At 63.0% G+C, this 19,232-nt stretch carries 19 protein-coding genes; 12 read left to right on the forward strand and 7 right to left on the reverse strand.

The window, feature by feature from the left end:
* Positions 1–39 precede the first annotated feature (39 nt).
* From ileS to GA566_RS12920, 6 genes are all read left to right on the forward strand, one after another.
* Positions 40–2,919 (forward strand): isoleucine--tRNA ligase, encoded by a 2,880-nt coding sequence (gene ileS / locus GA566_RS12895; RefSeq protein WP_160472925.1) that lies wholly within the window; start codon positions 40–42, stop codon positions 2,917–2,919.
* Positions 2,919–3,455 carry a signal peptidase II gene (lspA, locus tag GA566_RS12900; protein WP_137928626.1) on the forward strand — a complete coding sequence of 179 codons (537 nt, stop codon included), beginning with the start codon at positions 2,919–2,921 and terminating at the stop codon, positions 3,453–3,455. The genes ileS and lspA overlap by 1 nt, the downstream gene beginning before the upstream one ends.
* A 119-nt stretch (positions 3,456–3,574) precedes the next feature.
* The gene (coaBC, locus tag GA566_RS12905) at positions 3,575–4,774 is read left to right on the forward strand and encodes a bifunctional phosphopantothenoylcysteine decarboxylase/phosphopantothenate--cysteine ligase CoaBC (protein ID WP_160472926.1); all 1,200 of its coding nucleotides are present in this window, start codon (positions 3,575–3,577) and stop codon (positions 4,772–4,774) included.
* A gap of 21 nt (positions 4,775–4,795) precedes the next feature.
* Positions 4,796–5,815 (forward strand): LLM class flavin-dependent oxidoreductase, encoded by a 1,020-nt coding sequence (locus GA566_RS12910; protein WP_137928624.1) that lies wholly within the window; start codon positions 4,796–4,798, stop codon positions 5,813–5,815.
* Positions 5,816–5,886: 71 nt separating this feature from the next.
* Positions 5,887–6,384 (forward strand): dUTP diphosphatase, encoded by a 498-nt coding sequence (gene dut, locus GA566_RS12915; protein WP_160472927.1) that lies wholly within the window; start codon positions 5,887–5,889, stop codon positions 6,382–6,384.
* A gap of 300 nt (positions 6,385–6,684) precedes the next feature.
* Positions 6,685–7,638 (forward strand): IS110 family transposase, encoded by a 954-nt coding sequence (locus GA566_RS12920; RefSeq protein WP_160471606.1) that lies wholly within the window; start codon positions 6,685–6,687, stop codon positions 7,636–7,638.
* Between the two features lie 57 nt (positions 7,639–7,695).
* Here the strand turns inward: GA566_RS12920 and GA566_RS12925 are convergent, their stop codons facing one another.
* The 4 genes from GA566_RS12925 to clpS all read right to left on the reverse strand — a co-directional run bounded on the left by GA566_RS12925 (position 7,696) and on the right by clpS (position 12,395).
* Positions 7,696–8,538, reverse strand: a complete 843-nt coding sequence (locus GA566_RS12925) for a VOC family protein (RefSeq protein ID WP_160473297.1) — start codon at positions 8,536–8,538, stop codon at positions 7,696–7,698.
* An 11-nt stretch (positions 8,539–8,549) separates the two neighbouring features.
* Positions 8,550–9,554, reverse strand: coding sequence for a tripartite tricarboxylate transporter substrate binding protein (locus tag GA566_RS12930; protein WP_202126694.1), 1,005 nt, complete (start codon positions 9,552–9,554; stop codon positions 8,550–8,552).
* 220 nt (positions 9,555–9,774) lie between these two features.
* Positions 9,775–12,072: an ATP-dependent Clp protease ATP-binding subunit ClpA gene (gene clpA / locus GA566_RS12935; protein ID WP_137928220.1), complete on the reverse strand. Its 2,298-nt coding sequence runs from the start codon at positions 12,070–12,072 to the stop codon at positions 9,775–9,777.
* Positions 12,069–12,395 carry an ATP-dependent Clp protease adapter ClpS gene (clpS, locus tag GA566_RS12940; protein ID WP_160472928.1) on the reverse strand — a complete coding sequence of 109 codons (327 nt, stop codon included), beginning with the start codon at positions 12,393–12,395 and terminating at the stop codon, positions 12,069–12,071. Before clpS ends, clpA begins: the two co-directional genes overlap by 4 nt.
* Before the next feature lie 570 nt (positions 12,396–12,965).
* Between clpS and GA566_RS12945 the strand changes: the two genes are divergently transcribed.
* Both GA566_RS12945 and GA566_RS12950 read left to right on the forward strand, forming a co-directional pair.
* Entirely contained in the window at positions 12,966–13,172 is a 207-nt protein-coding gene (locus GA566_RS12945) for a cold-shock protein (RefSeq protein ID WP_137928221.1), read from the forward strand.
* 291 nt (positions 13,173–13,463) lie between these two features.
* Positions 13,464–14,225 (forward strand): carbonic anhydrase, encoded by a 762-nt coding sequence (locus GA566_RS12950; protein WP_137928222.1) that lies wholly within the window; start codon positions 13,464–13,466, stop codon positions 14,223–14,225.
* 83 nt (positions 14,226–14,308) lie between these two features.
* Here GA566_RS12950 and icd read toward each other — a convergent pair whose 3' ends face one another.
* Entirely contained in the window at positions 14,309–15,559 is a 1,251-nt protein-coding gene (gene icd / locus GA566_RS12955; RefSeq protein WP_160472929.1) for an NADP-dependent isocitrate dehydrogenase, read from the reverse strand.
* 120 nt (positions 15,560–15,679) lie between these two features.
* Between icd and GA566_RS12960 the strand changes: the two genes are divergently transcribed.
* From GA566_RS12960 to GA566_RS12970, 3 genes are all read left to right on the forward strand, one after another.
* A complete protein-coding gene (locus GA566_RS12960; protein ID WP_137928224.1) occupies positions 15,680–16,291 on the forward strand; it encodes a pseudouridine synthase in 612 nt (203 codons plus the stop codon).
* A gap of 128 nt (positions 16,292–16,419) precedes the next feature.
* On the forward strand, positions 16,420–16,611 hold the full coding sequence (locus GA566_RS12965) for a hypothetical protein (protein WP_137928225.1): 192 nt from the start codon (positions 16,420–16,422) through the stop codon (positions 16,609–16,611).
* 133 nt (positions 16,612–16,744) lie between these two features.
* A complete protein-coding gene (locus GA566_RS12970; protein WP_160472930.1) occupies positions 16,745–17,203 on the forward strand; it encodes a DUF192 domain-containing protein in 459 nt (152 codons plus the stop codon).
* Positions 17,204–17,232: 29 nt separating this feature from the next.
* Here the strand turns inward: GA566_RS12970 and GA566_RS12975 are convergent, their stop codons facing one another.
* Positions 17,233–17,718 carry a YajQ family cyclic di-GMP-binding protein gene (locus tag GA566_RS12975; protein ID WP_137928227.1) on the reverse strand — a complete coding sequence of 162 codons (486 nt, stop codon included), beginning with the start codon at positions 17,716–17,718 and terminating at the stop codon, positions 17,233–17,235.
* A gap of 109 nt (positions 17,719–17,827) precedes the next feature.
* On the opposite strand from GA566_RS12975, the gene murB reads away from it, so the two are divergent.
* On the forward strand, positions 17,828–18,838 hold the full coding sequence (gene murB / locus GA566_RS12980) for a UDP-N-acetylmuramate dehydrogenase (RefSeq protein WP_160472931.1): 1,011 nt from the start codon (positions 17,828–17,830) through the stop codon (positions 18,836–18,838).
* 19 nt (positions 18,839–18,857) lie between these two features.
* Here the strand turns inward: murB and GA566_RS12985 are convergent, their stop codons facing one another.
* A complete protein-coding gene (locus tag GA566_RS12985; protein WP_137928229.1) occupies positions 18,858–19,169 on the reverse strand; it encodes a pyrimidine/purine nucleoside phosphorylase in 312 nt (103 codons plus the stop codon).
* Positions 19,170–19,232: the final 63 nt, after the last annotated feature.

The following is a 19,232-nucleotide window of genomic DNA, read 5'->3' on the forward strand; positions in this document are numbered from 1 at the left end:
CCCTGCGCCGCGCCTCACGAATTGCCCCGAGAATCGAACATGTCCGACGACAAACGCGCCAAGCCTGAAAAAAGCAAGTATCCGGTCAACCTGCTGGATACCCCGTTCCCGATGCGCGGCGATCTGCCCAAGCGCGAGCCGCTGTGGGTCAAGCAGTGGCAGGACAAGCAGCTCTACAAGAAGATCCGTGCCGCCCGTAAAGGCGCGAAGAAATTTGTGCTGCATGACGGCCCTCCGTATGCCAACGGCGACATCCACATCGGCCACGCCGTGAACAAGGTCCTCAAGGACATGATCATCAAGGCGCGCGGGCTGACCGGCCTCGACGCGGTCTACGTGCCGGGCTGGGACTGCCACGGCATGCCGATCGAAATCCAGATCGAGAAGCAGTTCGGCAAGGGCCTGCCCGTGCAGGAAGTCCAGGCCAAGGCGCGCGCCTACGCCACCGAGCAGATCGCCCGCCAGAAGAAGGATTTCGAGCGCCTGGGCGTGCTGGGCGACTGGGACAATCCGTACCTGACCATGAACTTCAGCAACGAAGCGGACGAGCTGCGTGCGCTGGGCAAGATCATGGAGAAAGGCTACGTGTTCCGCGGCCTCAAGCCCGTGAACTGGTGCTTCGACTGCGGCTCGGCGCTGGCCGAGGCTGAAGTGGAATACAAGGACAAGGTCGACCTGTCGATCGACGTGGGCTTCCCGTTTGCCGAAGCCGACAAGATCGCCCACGCATTCCACGTGCCGCTGGCCACGCTCGAAGGCAAGCCGGGCTGGGTGGTGATCTGGACCACCACGCCGTGGACCATCCCGTCCAACCAGGCGCTGAACATGCACCCGGAAGTGGAGTACGCGCTGGTGGATACGCCGCGCGGCTTCCTGATCCTGGCGAAGGATCGTGTCGAAGAACAACTGAAGACGTACGCGCTGGAAGGTTCGATCGTTGCCACCGCACGCGGCGATGCGCTGACCGAGGTGCGCTTCCACCATCCCCTGGCAAAGATGGATGCCGGCTACGCACGCACCTCGCCCGTGTACCTGGGCGACTACGTGACCACCGATACCGGCACCGGCATCGTCCACTCGGCACCGGCCTACGGCGTGGAAGACTTCCAGTCGTGCAAGGCGCATGGCATGGCCGACGCCGACATCATCAGCCCTGTGATGGGCGATGGCGTCTACGCCAGCACGCTGCCGCTGTTCGGCGGGCTGTCGATCTGGGCCGCGAACCCGAAGATCGTGGAAGTGCTGCGCGAATCGGGCAACCTGTTCAACTCGCACAAGTACGAGCACAGCTACATGCACTGCTGGCGTCACAAGACGCCGATCATCTACCGCGCCACGTCGCAGTGGTTCGCGGGCATGGACGTGACCCCGGTGGACAATTCGGCAACGCTGCGTGAGACCGCGCTGGCCGGCATCGACAACACCGAGTTCTTCCCGGCCTGGGGCAAGCAGCGCCTGCACAACATGATCGCCAACCGCCCGGACTGGACGCTCTCGCGCCAGCGCCAGTGGGGCGTGCCGATGGCATTCTTCATCCACAAGGAAACCGGCGCGCTGCACCCGAACACGCCCGCGCTGCTGGAAGAAGTGGCCAAGCGCGTGGAAAAGAGCGGCATCGAGGCGTGGCAATCGCTCGACCCGAAGGAACTGCTCGGCGAGGAAGCCGCCCTGTACGAGAAGAACCGCGACACGCTCGACGTGTGGTTCGACTCCGGCACCACGCACTGGACCGTGATCCGCGGCTCGCATCGTGACGAACTGTACGATCCGTCGGCCGACCAGCCCGATGGCCGCCTGGCTGACCTGTACCTCGAAGGTTCGGACCAGCACCGCGGCTGGTTCCACTCGTCCCTGCTGACCGCGTCGATGCTGTACGGCAAGCCGCCGTACAAGGCACTGCTGACGCACGGCTTCACGGTCGATGGCGAAGGCCGCAAGATGTCGAAGTCGGTGGGCAACACGGTGGCGCCGCAGGACATCTCGAACAAGATGGGCGCCGAGATCATCCGCCTGTGGGTGGCCTCGACCGACTATTCGGGCGAGCTGTCGATCTCCGACGAGATCCTGAAGCGCGTGGTGGAAGGCTATCGCCGCATCCGCAACACGCTGCGCTTCCTGCTGGCCAACCTGACCGACTACGACCACGGCAAGCATGCCCTGCCGGCGTCGGAATGGCTGGAGATCGACCGCTACGCCGTGGCGCTGACCGAGCGACTGCAGAAGGAAGTGTTGTCGCACTACCAGCAGTATGAGTTCCATCCGGTGGTGGCCAAGCTGCAGACGTTCTGCTCCGAGGACCTCGGCGGCTTCTACCTCGACGTGCTCAAGGATCGTCTGTACACCTCGGCGCCTGATTCGAAGGACCGTCGCGCGGCGCAGAACGCGATCTACCACATCACGCAAGCCATGCTGCACTGGATGGCCCCGTTCCTCTCGTTCACGGCGGAGGAAGCGTGGCAGATCTTTGCCCACGGCACCGAGCACACGGACACCATCTTCACGAGCACGTACTACGACGTGCCGAGTATGGACGATGCGGACAACCTGCTGCAGAAGTGGCACGACATCCGTACGGTCCGCGCCGAGGTCACGCGCCAGCTCGAAGCTGTGCGCGTGGAAGGCGAGATCGGTTCTTCGCTGCAGGCCGAAGTCACGATCGCGGCCGGTGGCCCTGTGCTGGCTGCGCTGCAGAGCCTGGACGACGACCTGCGCTTCGTGTTGCTGACGTCGGCCGCCAAGGTCACGCCGGCTCCCGAAGGCGGTGACCTGCTGGTGACGGTCACGCCGTCGCAGCACGCCAAGTGCGAGCGCTGCTGGCACTACCGCGCCGACGTGGGCCACAACCCCGCCCATCCCACCCTCTGCGGCCGCTGCGACAGCAACCTGTTCGGCGCCGGTGAACACAGGAGCCACGCCTGATGGCATCGTCCTCCACGCGTCCCACGCGCACCACTCCGGCCCGCAGCAAGAAGAAAGGCAGCACCAACGTCACCCCACTGCTGTGGATGGCCTTTGCCGCGCTGGTCGTGCTGCTCGACCAGTTCTTCAAGGTGGTGATCTCGCGGTCGTTCACCTACGGCGAGTCGCGCCCGGTTACCAGCTTTTTCAACCTTGTGCTGGTCTACAACAAGGGCGCCGCGTTCAGCTTCCTGGCTGACGCGGGCGGCTGGCAACGCTGGTTCTTCACGCTGCTGGCCGTCGTGGTGGGCGGCTTCATCATCTGGCTGCTGTATCGCCACACGGGACAGAAGATGTTTTGCCTGGCGGTGTCGCTGATCCTCGGCGGCGCCATCGGCAACGTGATCGACCGTATCCTCCACGGTCACGTGATCGACTTCCTGGACTTCCACCTGCGCAACATGCACTTCCCGGCGTTCAACGTGGCGGATTGCGCGATCACGGTGGGTGCGGTGCTGTTGATCGTGGATGAGTTGAGGCGGGTAAGGCGGCACTGAGCCTTTGCTCTCCTGCTTGTTTTCTCCCCTCTCCCGCCTTGCGGGAGAGGGGAGCAAAGACACACCTCCCCCGCCAGCGGTATCATGCGGAACCTCCGAATTCTGAAGAGTCCTTCCCCATGGATCTGCGCGGCAAGCACATCGTCCTTGGCCTGACCGGTGGCATTGCGTGCTACAAGTCGGCCGAGCTGGTTCGGCTGTTGACCAAGGCCGGCGCCACCGTGCAGGTGGCCATGACCGAGGCGGCGACGCACTTCATCACGCCGGTCACGATGCAGGCGCTGTCCGGACGCCCGGTGTTTCTCTCGCAGTGGGACGCGCGCGTCGGCAATAACATGGCGCACATCGACCTCTCCCGCGAAGCCGATGCCATCCTGATCGCGCCCGCCTCCACGGACTTTCTGGCCAAGCTGGTCCATGGCCTCTGCGACGACCTGCTGAGCACGCTCTGCATCGCGCGTGAATGTCCGCTGCTCGTGGCACCGGCAATGAATCGCCAGATGTGGGCCGCGGCGCCCACTCAACGCAACGCAGCGCAACTGCGTGCCGATGGCGTGGCGATTCTCGGCCCAGGCAGTGGCGATCAGGCTTGCGGCGAGATTGGCGATGGGCGGATGCTCGAACCCGAGGAACTGGTCGAGGATCTGATCGCGTTCTTCCAGCCCAAGCCGCTGGCCGGCAAGCGCGTACTGATTACAGCCGGGCCGACCTTCGAAGCGATTGACCCGGTGCGTGGCATCACCAATCTGTCGTCGGGCAAGATGGGCTTTTCGATTGCGCGTGCCGCGCGCGAAGCGGGTGCCGACGTGCTGCTCGTGGCCGGTCCGACTGCGCTTCCCACGCCGCGTGGCGTGGCACGTACCGACGTGCGCAGCGCGCTGCAGATGCACGACGCCGTGATGGCGCAGCTGCGCGATGTCGATGTCTTCGTGGCGGTAGCCGCCGTGGCCGACTGGCGACCTGCCGAGGTGTCGCAGCAGAAGCTCAAGAAAGCCAACGATTCCGATACGCCGGCCCTTCAGTTCGTGCAGAACCCCGACATCCTGGCTGCGGTGGCCTCTCGCGCCGATGCGCCTTACTGCGTGGGATTCGCCGCCGAAAGCGAGAATCTGGAGCAGTACGGCGAGCAGAAGCGCCAGCGCAAGGGCGTGCCGCTACTCGTTGGCAACATCGGCCATCACACGTTCGGCCTCGACGATAACGAGATCGTCCTGTTCGACGCCAACGGCATGACGCGCCTGCCGCGCGCCGACAAGCTGTCACTGGCCCGCGAACTGATCGGCGCCATCGGCCAACGCCTGCCGCGCAAGCCTGTCTGAGACTGCCCGAGACCGCCCATCATGAGCGATACCCGCCCCAAGCTGCGCCTGTCCGTGCTCGACCAGAGCCCGGTCATCCATGGTCACACTGCGCGCGACGCCATCGCCGCCACGGTCGAACTGGCCCAGATGGCCGACGATCTCGGCTACACGCGCTACTGGTGCGCCGAGCACCACGGGCTGCACGGCGTCTGCAATCCGGCGCCCGAAGTCATGCTGGCGCGGCTCGGCAGCGTCACCAAGCGGATTCGGCTGGGTTCGGGCGGCGTGATGCTGCCCTACTACAGCCCGTTCAAGGTGGCCGAGCAGTTCCGCATGCTCGAAGCGCTGTTTCCGAACCGGATCGACCTCGGCGTGGGCCGCGCGCCCGGTGGCGACATGCGCACGGCGCAGGCCGTCGCCATGGGCCAGTACAACCGTGGCGACCAGTTCCCGCAGCAGGTGCAGGACCTGTCCTTCCTGCTGCGTGGCGAGGTGCCGCCCGACCATCTGGCCGAAGGCGTCCTGCTGCAGCCTGACATCGACACAAGGCCTGAACTCTGGGTACTGGGATCGAGCGATTTCGGTGGTGCACTGGCGGCGCGCATGGGGCTGCGCTTTGCGTTTGCGCACTTCATCAGCGCCCATGGCGGCCACGCCGTGGCGCAGCAGTATCGGGACGATTTCGAGACCGGTTATCACGACCACGCGTACAGCGCCGCCGCGATCTTCGTGATCTGCGCCGATACGGAGGCGGAAGCCACTGCGCTGGAGCAGGCCGTGGATATCCGCCGCCTGCAGATGGCCTATGGCGTCAACGCGCCGATTCCCTCGCTGGCACAGGCGGAAACCTACACGCCCACCGAACGCGACCGGGTCATCATCGAGCGCGAGCGCCCACGCACGATCTGCGGCACGCCACACCAGGTGGCCGAGCGCATGCTGGCAATCCGCGACCGTTTCGCTGCCGATGAACTGGTGGTGCTCAGCGTGGCGGCGTCCTATGCCGCGCGCCGGCGCACTTACGAACTGCTGGCCGAAGCGTTCGACCTGCGCGGTTGATGTTCCCGGGTGGCGGATAAGCATGGGCGGCGCGGTATCATGCCGCCTTGCTCTGACCACTATCCGAATCCATGACCGTAGCCGCGAATCCCACCGTCGAAATCAAGGTCCTCGACGCCCGCCTCAACGACTGGGGCCTGCCCGCCTACCAGAGCGACATGGCCGCCGCCATCGACCTGCACGCCTGCGTCGACGGCCCCGTGACGATTGCACCCGGCTCGCCCGCGCAACTCGTCCCCGCCGGCATCGCCGTGCATATGGGCAACCCGTTCATGTGCGCGACCATCGTGCCGCGCTCGGGCCTGGGCCACAAGAAAGGTCTGGTGCTCGGCAATTCCATCGGCGTGATCGATGCCGACTACCAGGGCCAGATCATGGTCAGCGTCTGGAACCGCAATGCACCCGGCACCGAGCCGATCGTCATCCAGCCCGGCGAGCGCATCGCTCAAATGATGTTCGTGCCCGTGCTGCGCCCGGTGTTCACGACGGTTGAAGAGTTTTCTGAGGATTCGGAGCGTGGGGCCGGTGGGTTTGGGTCCACGGGGGTTGCGCACGTGAAGGCGGGTTGAGGCTTCCGGCTTGCTACTTGTTTTCTCCCCTCTCCCGCGCAGTGGGAGAGGGGCGGGGGAGAGGGCCAGCGGTTCCAATTGCGACAATCGGCAAGCAGAACCTCCTGCCCTCTCCCCTAACCCCTTGTATGTCGCATCATTGTCTCCGGACGCCACAGATCGACAACCCCATGCTCTGGACGTTAGTCCAAGTTCGAGGGAGAGCTAGGATCGTGGTGTCCATTTCTTGGTAGCGTTTAGCCTAAGCCCGAACGGTTGTAAGGCAGCACGCCGGATTGACACAAGGATGGGACAAGCCAAATGGATATCAAGCTAGCAATCGGCATCGACGTCAGCAAGAAGACCCTGGATATCGATGTTGTGCCGCAAGGCGGCCCGCGCCAGTTCAGCAACGACGAGAAGGGTATCGCCTTGCTCGTGGAGCACCTGACGGAGCTCAACGTCAATGGCGAGGTGGATCGGGTTGTCATGGAGGCCACAGGCGGTTATGAGACCCCTGTGAGCATGGCACTGGCTGCCGCTGGATTGCCGGTGGTGGTGATCAATGCCAGGCAGATCCGCGACTTTGCCAAAGCGTGTGGCATCCTGGCCAAGACGGACAGGCTGGATGCGCGGGTAATTGCGCGCTTTGCCCAGCAAATTCGGCCGCCGGTGCGACCGCTGCCCGACGAGATGCAGCGTGAATTCGCTGATTTGCTGGATCGTCGCAGTCAGTTGGTCGTCATGCGTGCGCAGGAAAAGACCCGCCTGGACAAGGCGCCGGCTGTCGCGCAGAAGAGCTTGAAGGAGCATATCGCGTGGCTGGATGCGCGGATCAAGTCCACCGACCTCGACATGACGCACCGGCTACGCACCAGCGAAGCCTGGAAGAACAAGGTGGATTTGCTCGATAGCATGCCGGGGGTGGGCAAGGTGACAATCTTCACGCTGCTCGGACGGCTGCCGGAACTTGGCACGCTAAACCGCCAGCAGATCGCCGCGCTGGTCGGACTTGCGCCCTTCAATGACGATAGCGGCAGGCGGCGTGGTCAGCGTTACATAAGGGGCGGGCGTGCCGATGTTCGCAAGGCGCTGTTCATGGCTGCAGTCACAGCGATGCAGCACAACCCGGCGATCACCGAGTTCTATGAACGCATGAGAGCGGCTGGCAAGCCGTTCAAAGTCGCCATCGTCGGGTGCATGAGGAAGCTTCTGACGATTCTCAATGTCATGGTCAAGACGGGTCGGCCTTGGCAGAACAACCGACCTGCTTGACACGGTTGCTCTCCCGCCGTGCGGGAGAGGGGAATAAACCGAGAGAGGTTGTGAAACTCAACCCTGCTCGAAAACCAGCGTCACCCCATTCGCCTCGGCCGCCGGAATCACCGACACAGTCGCCGACGTATCCTCCGCACGTACACCGTTCGCACGCCAGTGCGAACGCGCCTTTTCCAGATCGTCCGTCACCAGTCGAATTGCCGCATACCCGGACGTAGCGCGTAGCCCCGGCACGTCAGCCACATCGGCCAATTCCTGCGGCGCCGTCACAACAAACGACGCGCCAGCGATATCCAGCATCGCCATCTCGCCGGTCGCGCGAGTGATCGGCGCCCCAGTCAGCGTGGCATAGGCTTCAGCAGTCACAGCGACCTGCCCCGCATCCACTACCAGATACGTCGCCGCAATCGCAGTAGCCCTGTTGGCATGCGCGATCCACTCCGGACGCCACAGCAATTCTGGCGTGCGATGTTCGCAGACGAAGTAGCGAGCGCCGGGCGCGCTATCGAGCGCCGTCACGCGAAACGTGGCCGGGTGTTCGGAGCCATCGTCCAGACGCACCGGACGCGAGAATTCGATGGGATCGGAAGGCTGGAAGCCTGCGGCGCGCAGCCGGTCGGCCGTGGCAAACGCATCGCGGCTTTTGCACGACATCGCCGCACAGCCATCGCCGCGCTGCTGGGCATCCCAGTAGTACTGACGACTCGGGCTGGGCGCCGTCACATGCAGCAGCTCCAGGTAATCGCGCGCCAGCATGATGCAATGGTTCTGCGAACCCAGCGTGTGAAAACCGCGCGGCGTGAGCGTGAAGCCCAGCGCGCGCCAGCGCGTCACAGCGGCATCGAGATCGTTGCAGACGATGACCGCATGGTCGAACGGCTCAGGCAATGCGTGCATGGCGGCTTCGGTCATTCGAACTGGATGTTGGCCTTGCGGGCCACAGCCTGCCACTTGTCGTGCTCATGGCGCACTAGTTGGCCCAGTTCGGCCGGCGACCCCACGGCGATCTCGAACCCCTGCGCAGTCAGCGCATCCACCACCTTCTGCTGCTTGATCGAAGCGGCGAAGGCGTCGTGCAGACGCGTTACCGAATCAGACTGCATATGCGCCGGACCGAACACGCCGATCCACGAATACGCCTCGAAACCCTTGTAGCCCTGCTCGGCCACGGTCGGAACTTGCGGCAACTGCTTGATGCGGCTCGTCCCGGTCACGCCAAGTACCTTGATCGTCTTGGCCGCCACATGCGCCTGCACCGCCGCATAGCTGCTGAAAAACACATCGACTTCGCCCGACAGCACGGCCTGCACGGCCGGGCCACCACCCTTGTAGGGTACGTGGAGGAATTTCACGCCGGCCTCGGTGCCGAGTGCTTCCGCCGCGAGCTGGTTCAGGCTGCCGATTCCCGACGAGGCGTAGCGCACGCCATTCGGATTCGACTTCGCCAACTCAACCAGTTCGCGCACGTTCGACGCCGATAGCGCCGGATTCGCAGCAATCACCAGCGGGAAGCGTACCAATTGGGTAATCGGCGTGAAGTCCTTGAAGGTGTCGTACGGCAGATTCTTGTACGCGAACGGATTGATCGCGTGGGTATCGAAGGCCATCAGCAGCGTATTGCCATCTGGCTTGGCACGCGCCACGTTGCTGCTGGCGATCAGTCCGCCGGCACCCGGCTTGTTGTCGACGACCACCGTCTGACCGAGTGCCGTCTTGAGGCCAGGCTGCAATTGCCGCGCGACGATGTCCACGCTACCGCCCGGTGGGAATGGCAGCACCAGCGAGATCGGTCGGGAGTTCGCGCCTGAATCGGCGGCATGGGCGAGGCCAGACAGCGAGGCCACGGGCATGGCGCTCATCGGCAAGGTTTTCAGCAGCAGGCGGCGCAACCGCATGCGGTCGTGAGAAGACATCGGAAACTCGGGCTGTACGACCAGAAGGCCGCGGGACAAATGAAAAGGGGCGGCATGCCGCCACCCCGTATTTTGCCCGATGATCGCTCAACTTGTCCGATCACTATCGCTGATCGCCCAGTTATTGGAACAATGACCATACAACGATCGCGCAGGAGTCCCCCCATGACGGAAAAACGGCCGGGACATACCCGGCCGTTTGTGTGGTACCTACCCTGCGTCAGACTTCGGCGCGTTCCTCGCTCTCGCCAGTATCCGGCGGTTCCGGATCGCCTTCGGAGAAGGTCAGCTTGATGTGATCCTCGGCGTCGAGGTCCACGGCCACCCGGCCACCGGTCACCAGCTTGCCGAACAGCAGTTCGTCGGCCAGCGCCTTGCGGATCATGTCCTGGATCAGGCGTTGCATTGGCCGCGCGCCCATCAGCGGATCGAAGCCCTTCTTTGCCAGATACTTGCGCAGCTTGTCCGAGAAGCTGGCTTCCACCTTCTTCTCGTGCAACTGCTCTTCCAGTTGCATCAGGAACTTGTCGACCACGCGCAGGATGATTTCCTCGTCCAGCGCACGGAAGCTGATCGTCGCATCCAGGCGGTTGCGGAATTCCGGCGTAAACATCCGCTTGATGTCGGCCATCTCGTCGCCCTGCTCGCGCGCCGTGGTAAAGCCGATCGTCGCGCGGTTCATGGTCTCCGCGCCCGCATTCGTGGTCATGATGATGATCACGTTGCGGAAATCCGCGCGCCGGCCGTTGTTATCGGTCAGCGAACCATGGTCCATGACCTGCAGCAGGATGTTGAAAATGTCCGGATGCGCCTTTTCGATCTCGTCCAGCAGCAGCACGCAGTGCGGCTTCTTGGTAACAGCCTCGGTCAGCAGGCCGCCCTGGTCGAAACCGACATACCCCGGCGGCGCGCCAATCAGGCGGCTGACGGCATGCCGCTCCATGTATTCGGACATGTCGAAGCGCAGCAGCTCGATGCCCATGATGAAGGCGAGTTGCTTGGCCACTTCGGTCTTGCCAACGCCCGTGGGTCCCGAGAACAGGAACGAGCCGATCGGCTTGTCCGTCTTGCCCAGACCGGCACGCGACATCTTGATCGCCGACGACAGCGCCTCGATGGCAGGGTCCTGGCCGAATACCACCGACTTCAGATCGCGTTCCAGCGTCTGCAGCTTGCTGCGGTCGTCCTGGTTCACGCTCTGCGGCGGGATGCGTGCGATGCGCGAGACGATGTCCTCGATCTCGTTCTTGCCAATCGTCTTCTTCTGCTTGGACTTCGGCAGGATACGTTGCGCCGCGCCCGCTTCATCGATCACGTCGATCGCCTTGTCCGGCAGATGACGGTCGGTGATGAAGCGCGCAGACAATTCCGCCGCAGCAGTCAGGGCCGATGCCGCGTACTTCACGCCGTGGTGCTCTTCAAAGCGCGACTTCAACCCGCGCAGGATCTGCACGGTCTGGTCTACGGTCGGCTCCACGATATCGATCTTCTGGAACCGACGCGACAGTGCCGCGTCCTTCTCGAAGATGCCTCGATACTCGGTGAAGGTCGTCGCACCCACGCACTTGAGCTGGCCCGAAGACAGCGCCGGCTTCAGCAGGTTGCTGGCGTCCAGCGTTCCGCCCGACGCAGCACCCGCGCCGATCAGCGTGTGGATCTCGTCGATGAACAGGATCGCGTTCGGATTGTCCTTGAGGGACTTCAGCACGCCCTTCAGCCGCTGCTCGAAATCGCCGCGATACTTGGTGCCGGCCAGCAGCGCACCCATGTCCAGCGAGTAGACCACGGCCTTCTCGAGGATATCGGGCACTTCGTTCTTGGTGATGCGCCACGCCAGGCCCTCGGCGATGGCGGTCTTGCCCACGCCTGCTTCGCCCACCAGCAGCGGGTTGTTCTTGCGGCGGCGGCACAGTACCTGCACCACGCGCTCCACCTCGCTGTCACGGCCGATCAGGGGATCGATCTTGCCGGCCTTGGCCAGGGTGTTCAGGTTCTGGGTGTACTGCTCGAGCGGACTTTCCTTGCCGTCACCACCTTCGCCCTCGGGGTTGCCCTCGCCGTGCTTGGCCGGCTCGGACTGGTCCTTGCGGATGCCGTGGCTGATGAAATTGACGACGTCCAGCCGCGTGACGCCCTGCTGCTGCAGGTAGTACACAGCGTGAGAGTCCTTCTCGCCGAAGATGGCCACCAGCACGTTGGCGCCGGTGACTTCCTTCTTGCCGTTCGAGGTCGACTGCACGTGCATGATGGCGCGCTGGATCACACGCTGGAAACCCAGCGTGGGTTGCGTGTCCACCTCGTCCGTGCCGGGTACGACCGGTGTGTTGTCGGCAATGAAATTCTTCAGGCTTGTGCGCAAGTCCTCGATATTGGCCGCACAGGCGCGCAGCACTTCCGCCGCAGTGGGGTTGTCGAGCAACGCCAGCAGCAAGTGTTCCACGGTGATGAACTCGTGGCGCGCCTGACGTGCCTCGACAAAGGCCATGTGCAGACTGACTTCCAATTCTTGCGCAATCATGCTTCCTCCATCACGCACTGCAGCGGGTGGCCCGCCTGCCGCGCATGGGTTGATACAAGCTCGACTTTGGTCGCCGCGATATCCCTGGTGTAGATACCGCAAACGCCCTTGCCTTCCCGGTGGACGGTCAGCATGATCTGCGTAGCCGTTTCCCGGTCCCTGCTGAAATACTGCTGCAGGATCATCACGACAAACTCCATCGGAGTGTAGTCGTCATTGAGCAGGACCACTTTGTACATCGCTGGCGGCTTGAGCTGCTGCTCCTTCCGTTCGATGACAGTGCCTGCTTCGCGTTGGGGGGTGTTCGCCAGCCGTGTCGCCATGGCGTTTATTCTAACCCTTACTCACAAGTCTGCAATTTGGGGAACAGGACTCTTATTCAAGCCCCGCACCTACGAAAATTCCCGGCGTGCGCCAACGTACAGAGGCGCGGCGGGCACGTCGGGCATGCACTTCCGGGGTGCAGGTGGCGAATTGGCGTACCCCGCTCCGGGGCGCGCCGCCAACCTACGCAAAAACCATGCACCACGCTGGCAAAGCGTACCATCTGCAGCCGTTTCAATCTCGCCACACCCCACGCTCAGTGGGGAATCTGCCGGATTGACAGCCATTGCCTTTACCGAAAGAATCGATCGCACATCCGGTCCGGGCTCGCGAGCCAAGCATACAGACCCGGCGGGGTGCATCCGTGAGCAGGGAGGCCCACGACTGGCGCAGGTCCGACACTTTCGTCCATTTTCCGATGAACGAAAATGGATGACTCGCGAGAAACCGTATTTGCCGTGCATTTGCGCAACTATTCCACCAGAAGAGGCCGCGCAGTGCCCGTCGAACCGCTTTCGGCTGGCCATTGGTTTCCCCGCTTGTAATCAGCTTTTTCGTTGGGGGAGTTTATGGCTAGCGGTATCGTCAAATGGTTCAATGACGCCAAGGGTTTCGGCTTTATCAAGCCGGATGACGGCGAGGAAGAACTGTTTGCGCACTTTTCGGCAATTCAGATGTCCGGTTTCAAGACGCTGAAGGAAGGCCAACGGGTGGAGTTCGAGGTCGTGCAAGGCCCGAAGGGCAAGCAAGCCACGAACATTCAGGAAGCCCATTAAGTGCGCCGCGGCCGAATGCTGCCACAGAGCGGCGTCGGCCCATGCGGATGCGAAGGGGTTCACTCCCCTCGGGACGGGATCCAGCGCCACGCCGGGCAATGATAGGCGTGGTGCGCTGAAAAGCGGTACGCCAGGCATCCGGGAAAGCGCCCGGCACATGTTCACCATGTGCCGGGCGCTTTTTCATGGGGCGTCGCCATCACCGGCATCAGAATTAGAGATTCTGCGATTTTCCGGACAATTGGTAACTTCTACACTCCGCGCACTACCGCCCAGTTTGGAGTGTTCACGATGTTTCCTTTCAAGACCAACCCGCTTGCCGCCTTCGCCGGTACGTTGCTGCTGGCCACAGCGCTGTCCGCCACTGCCGCAGACCATGGTACCAAGTGGTCATACACCGGCGACCAGGGCGCCGAGCACTGGGGTGACCTGTCGCCGTCCTTCAAGGCGTGCAAGGATGGCAAGGCCCAGTCGCCCATCGATATCCAGAACGCCAGGCCCGGCAAGCTTCCACCGCTGGCCTTTCATTATCCGGCGTCCGCCGCCACCGTCATCAACAACGGCCATACGATCCAGGTGGGTCCGCATGCCGGCGGCAATGCCAAGCTGCCCTCCGGCGTCTACCAGTTACTGAATTTTCACTTCCATACCCCGAGCGAAATGACAGTGGATGGCCGCGCCTATCCACTGAGCGCACACCTGGTGCATCGCGATGCGGCCGGTCGCCTTGCCGTGGTTGGCGTGCTGTTCGAGGAAGGCGCAGAGAACAAGGCGCTTGAGTCAATCTTCCAGGTCATGCCTGAGAAAGGTGCCGCGCCGGTGCCACTGAACGAGACGTTCAGCCCGGCAGACCTGTTGCCAGAGGACCTTTCATACGTGGCGTTCGACGGCAGCCTGACCACGCCACCATGCAGCGAAGGCGTGCATTGGCACGTCCTGAAGACGCCGGTGCAGGTGTCGGCCGCGCAGATCCAGGCATTCAGGAAGCTGTATCCGATGAATGCCCGGCCGGTGCAACCGATGCACGATCGCGTGCTCACGTCCAACAACTGATATTTCGTCAGTGATAAAAAACCCCGGTGCGCCTGCGCGCAACCGGGGTTTTCCGTCCGGGCGATCCCGGGACGTCTCTGTCTTTACATATTGTCGATCATCACCTGACCGAAGCCGGAACACGACACCTGCGTGGCGCCTTCCAGCAACCGGGCGAAGTCATAGGTCACCTTCTTCGACTGGATCGATTTTTCCATCGACGCGATGATCAGGTCGGCCGCCTCGGTCCAGCCCATGTGGCGCAGCATCATTTCGGCAGACAAGATCTCCGAACCCGGATTCACATAGTCCTTGCCGGCGTACTTCGGCGCCGTGCCGTGAGTGGCTTCGAACATCGCCACGGAGTCCGACATATTGGCACCCGGCGCAATGCCGATGCCGCCCACCTGGGCCGCCAGCGCGTCGGAAATATAGTCGCCGTTCAGGTTCAGCGTGGCGATGACAGAGTATTCGGCCGGACGCAGTAGCACTTGCTGCAGGAACGCATCGGCGATGGCGTCCTTGACGACGATATCGCGCCCGGTCTTGGGGTTCCTGATCTTGCACCACGGGCCGCCATCCACCAGTTCGGCACCAAACTCGGTGAGCGCGAGGTCGTAGCCCCAGTCACGGAACCCGCCCTCGGTGTACTTCATGATGTTGCCCTTGTGGACCAGCGTGACCGACGGCTTGTCGTTGTCGATCGCGTACTGGATCGCCTTGCGCACCAGGCGCTGCGTACCCTGCTTCGATACCGGCTTGACCCCCACGCCCGAGGTCTCCGGGAAGCGGATCTTCTTCACGCCCATCTCGTTCTGCAGGAAGGCGATCAGCTTCTTTGCGCCTTCGCTGCCGGCTTCCCACTCGATGCCGGCATAGATGTCCTCCGAGTTCTCGCGGAAGATCACCATATTGGTCTTTTCAGGCTCGCGCACCGGCGATGGCACGCCCTTGAAATAGCGCACCGGACGCAGGCAGACGTAGAGATCGAGCTGCTGGCGCAGCGCCACATTCAGCGAGCGGATACCGCCGCCTACCGGGGTGGTCAGCGGCCCCTTGATCGACACCACGTATTCCTTCACCGCCTCCAGGGTCTCGTCGGGCAGCCAGACATCGGGGCCATACACGCGCGTGGATTTCTCGCCCGCGAAGATTTCCATCCAGGATATCCTGCGCTGTCCGCCATACGCCTTGGCCACGGCGGCATCCACCACCTTGAGCATGACGGGGGTGATGTCGACACCCGTACCATCGCCCTCGATGTAAGGGACAATCGGGTTATTGGGCACATTCAGCGAAAAATCGGCGTTCACCGTGATCTTCTCGCCTGCTGGCACCTTGATGTGCTGATACATGTTCGTCTCCAACTGCCGCTTGGGGAAGTGACTGGCGCCCGGCCAGCACGGCCCGGCGACGCGATTGTGTTGTGCGAGTCATTGTAACGGCCCTCTTCGACTGGTGGATAATGCGCGCCCATGACCCTGATCGCCCTCAACAAGCCCTTCCAGATGATGAGCCAGTTCTCGGCGCATCCATCGCGACCAACGCTGGCCGACTGCATCGACCTGGCCGGCGTGTATCCGGCCGGGCGTCTCGATGCCGATAGCGAGGGACTGCTGCTGTTGACCGACGATGGCCCGCTTCAGACACGCATTGCCGATCCGCGCCACAAACTCGAAAAAACCTATCTCGCGCAGGTGGAAGGCGTGCCCGATGCGGCAGCGCTTGCGCGTCTGCGCGGCGGCGTAGACCTGGGCGATTTCGTGACGCTCCCGGCCCAGGCCCGGATCGTCGACGAACCGGCGTGGCTATGGGAGCGCCATCCACCGATCCGCTATCGCGCAGCCATTCCCACGACATGGGTCGAAGTGAAGATCCGCGAAGGCAAGAACCGGCAGGTGCGACGCATGACGGCTGCCGTAGGCTTTCCCACCCTGCGTCTGGTGCGCGCGGCAATCGGCAATCTTTCGCTCGCCCAACTCGGTCTGGCGCCTGGCCAATGGTGCGAGGCAGATGTCCGTGCATTAGGACTTTTAGCGCCGCGCCTACCTGTCAGACCGCCCATACAGGCGAAAAAGCGGCGGTAATCGCTGGTTACACATGCCGGCACCCGGATCGTCAACGCGCGAAGATTCCGCGCCGTTGTTGCGAATGACACGTCGATAAACGCGTCAAACCCTCCAAAATCCGGACATAAATCCTAGAGGTACTCGCAATGAAAAAACTGATCGCCGCCCTGGTAGTTGGCCTGTTTGCCACTGGCGCCTTCGCGCAAGCCCCGGCGGCTCCTGCTGCTGGCACCGCACCGGCTGCAACCGATTCGGCGAAGCCCGCGAAGACCACGAAGAAGAAGCACACCAAGAAGCACACCTCCAAGAAGGCGGCAGCTTCGACCCCGGCAGCCTGATCTTCCAGACTGCCATCGAAAGGCAGGCACGCTCCGGCGGCCTGCCTTTTTTCATGGCGTGGCTACGGGCGCGGATCGGTTGGCTGCGCTATGCTTCCGCCTGCCGTCGAACTTCCTCCACATCGATTCCGCCATGCCTCAAGTGTTCAAGACCCTGCTGATCGTTGGTGCGATGGGTGCCGCCGCGCTGTCCGCCACGGCGCATGCACAGACCGCACTGCCCGTGATTCCGTTGACCGCAGGCATGTACGCCATCCAGGCCGAAGTGGCCGCGTCACCCGAAGCGCGCGAGCGCGGGCTGATGTACCGCAAGACGATGCCCGCCAACACCGGCATGCTGTTCGTCTTCGAGGACAAGGCCGGGCACTGCTTCTGGATGAAGAACACCAATCTGCCGCTGTCGATTGCGTTCCTGGCGGATGACGGCAGCATCGTCAATATCGAGGACATGGCGCCGCAAACCGAGGACAACCACTGTCCGCGTACAGCGGTGCGCTATGCGCTGGAGATGAACAAGGGATGGTTCGCGCAGAAGGGCATCAAACCCGGCGCGAAAATCGGCGGCCTGCCGCAGCCGCGGCAGGCGCAGTAGCACCGCAGCAGGACTGCAGCGCGCGCTGCCTAGTCCCGGAAATTGTTGAAGTCCAGCGGGGCTTCGCTGACATCCTTGCGCAGCAGTGCGATGACCGATTGCAGGTCGTCGCGCTTGGTGCCCGTCACGCGCACGGCATCGCCCTGGATGCTGGCCTGCACCTTGATCTTGCTGTCCTTGATCATGCGCACGACCTTCTTGGCCAGGTCGCCCGTCACGCCCTTCTTGATCGTGATGACCTGCTTGACCTTGTCGCCGCTGATCTTGTCGACCTTGCCGTAGTCCAGGAAGCGCACGTCCACATTGCGCTTGGCCATCTTGTTGATCAGCACGTCCTTGACCTGGTCCAGCTTGAAATTGTCATCGGCGAAGACAGTCAGTTCGCCCTCCTTCTGCTCCACGCGGGAATCGGAACCCTTGAAGTCGAAGCGGTTGGTGATTTCCTTGTTGGCTTGCTCCACGGCGTTCTTCACTTCCACCATGTTGGCTTCGCTCACTACGTCAAACGACGGCATCCTGTTTCTCCTGGTATTCCACGGCCCCACCCGGCACACGGCGGAGCTTTCGTAACGGTTACGTATAATCTTGGCCTGCCCCGGCCCGGGGTGCCTCCCCCGACCTTGCATGGCAGATTTCCACGAATTTTATCCCCTGCGCGCCCACAATACATTCGGCTTCGATGTCCGTGCGCGTCTGGCGGCACATATCCGCAGCGAATCGGACCTGATTTCGGCACTATCCGACCCGCGCGCTGCCAGCCTGCCGGTGGTGGTGCTGGGCGGCGGCAGCAACGTGGTGCTGACCGGCGACCTCGACGCCTGCGTGCTGCTGATGGAGATCCCGGGCTACGAGGTGGCACGGCGCGGCGATGACTGGCTGGTGACCGTGGGTGCCGGCGAGAACTGGCACGCGCTGGTGGGCCGCACGATCGCCGATGGCATGCCCGGCCTCGAAAACCTGTCCCTGATTCCCGGCACGGCCGGTGCTGCCCCGATCCAGAATATCGGCGCCTATGGCGTGGAGCTGCGCGAGCGCTTCGACAGCGTGCGCGCCTACGACCGCCAGGGCGGCGCTTTCGTGACGCTCGATCTTGATACATGCGCCTTCGGATATCGGGACAGCCTGTTCAAGCGTGAGGGCTGCGACCGCTACATCATCACCGCCGTGACGCTGCGGCTGCCGGTGGCCTGGCAGCCCGTGTTGAACTACGGCGAACTGGCGCGCGAACTCGAATCGGTGAGCACACCCGATGCCGCGCAGATCCGGGAGGCGGTGATCGCCATCCGCTCGCGCAAGCTGCCGGACCCGGCAAAGATTGGCAACGCAGGCTCGTTCTTCAAGAACCCGGTGGTAGAGGCCGTGCAACGCGATGCGCTGCTGGCGGAGAATTCGGCGCTGGTCAGCTATCCGCAGCCCGACGGGCGCTACAAGCTGGCCGCCGGCTGGCTGATCGACCAGTGCGGCTTCAAGGGCATCAATGACGGCCCGGTGGGCGTCTATGACAAGCAGGCGCTGGTACTGGTGAACCACGGCGGTGGCACCGGCGCGGCCCTTCTGGCCCTGGCGAACCGCATCGCCGATACCGTCGAGGGACGGTTTGGCGTGCGGATCGAGCCAGAGCCGGTCGTACTCTGAGGCTTCTTAGCCCTGAGACTTATTCGAAGTGGCAGACGTAGTCCAGCGTCTCGGTCACTTCGATGTCGAAGCTGCTGTTGCCAGGCACGTTGAACTGCTGGCCGGCGCCATAGGTCTTCCACTCTTCCGAGCCAGCCAGGCGCACGCGGCAGCTACCCGCGTTGACTTCCATGATTTCCGGCGCGCCCGTGTTGAACGTCAGCGCGGCCGGGAAGATCACGCCCAGCGTCTTGCGCGTGCCGTCGGCGAACAGCACCGTGTGGCTCACGCACTTGCCATCGAAATACAGGTTGGCTTTCTTGACGACGGACACGTTGTCGAACTGGCTCATCTCACTCTCCTCGAATCGAAAAACGAAACGGTAGACGTAAAAAAGGGAGCCGTCGTGGCCCCC

It is taken from the genome of Cupriavidus sp. SW-Y-13 (assembly GCF_009793345.1).
Lineage (GTDB): Bacteria > Pseudomonadota > Gammaproteobacteria > Burkholderiales > Burkholderiaceae > Cupriavidus.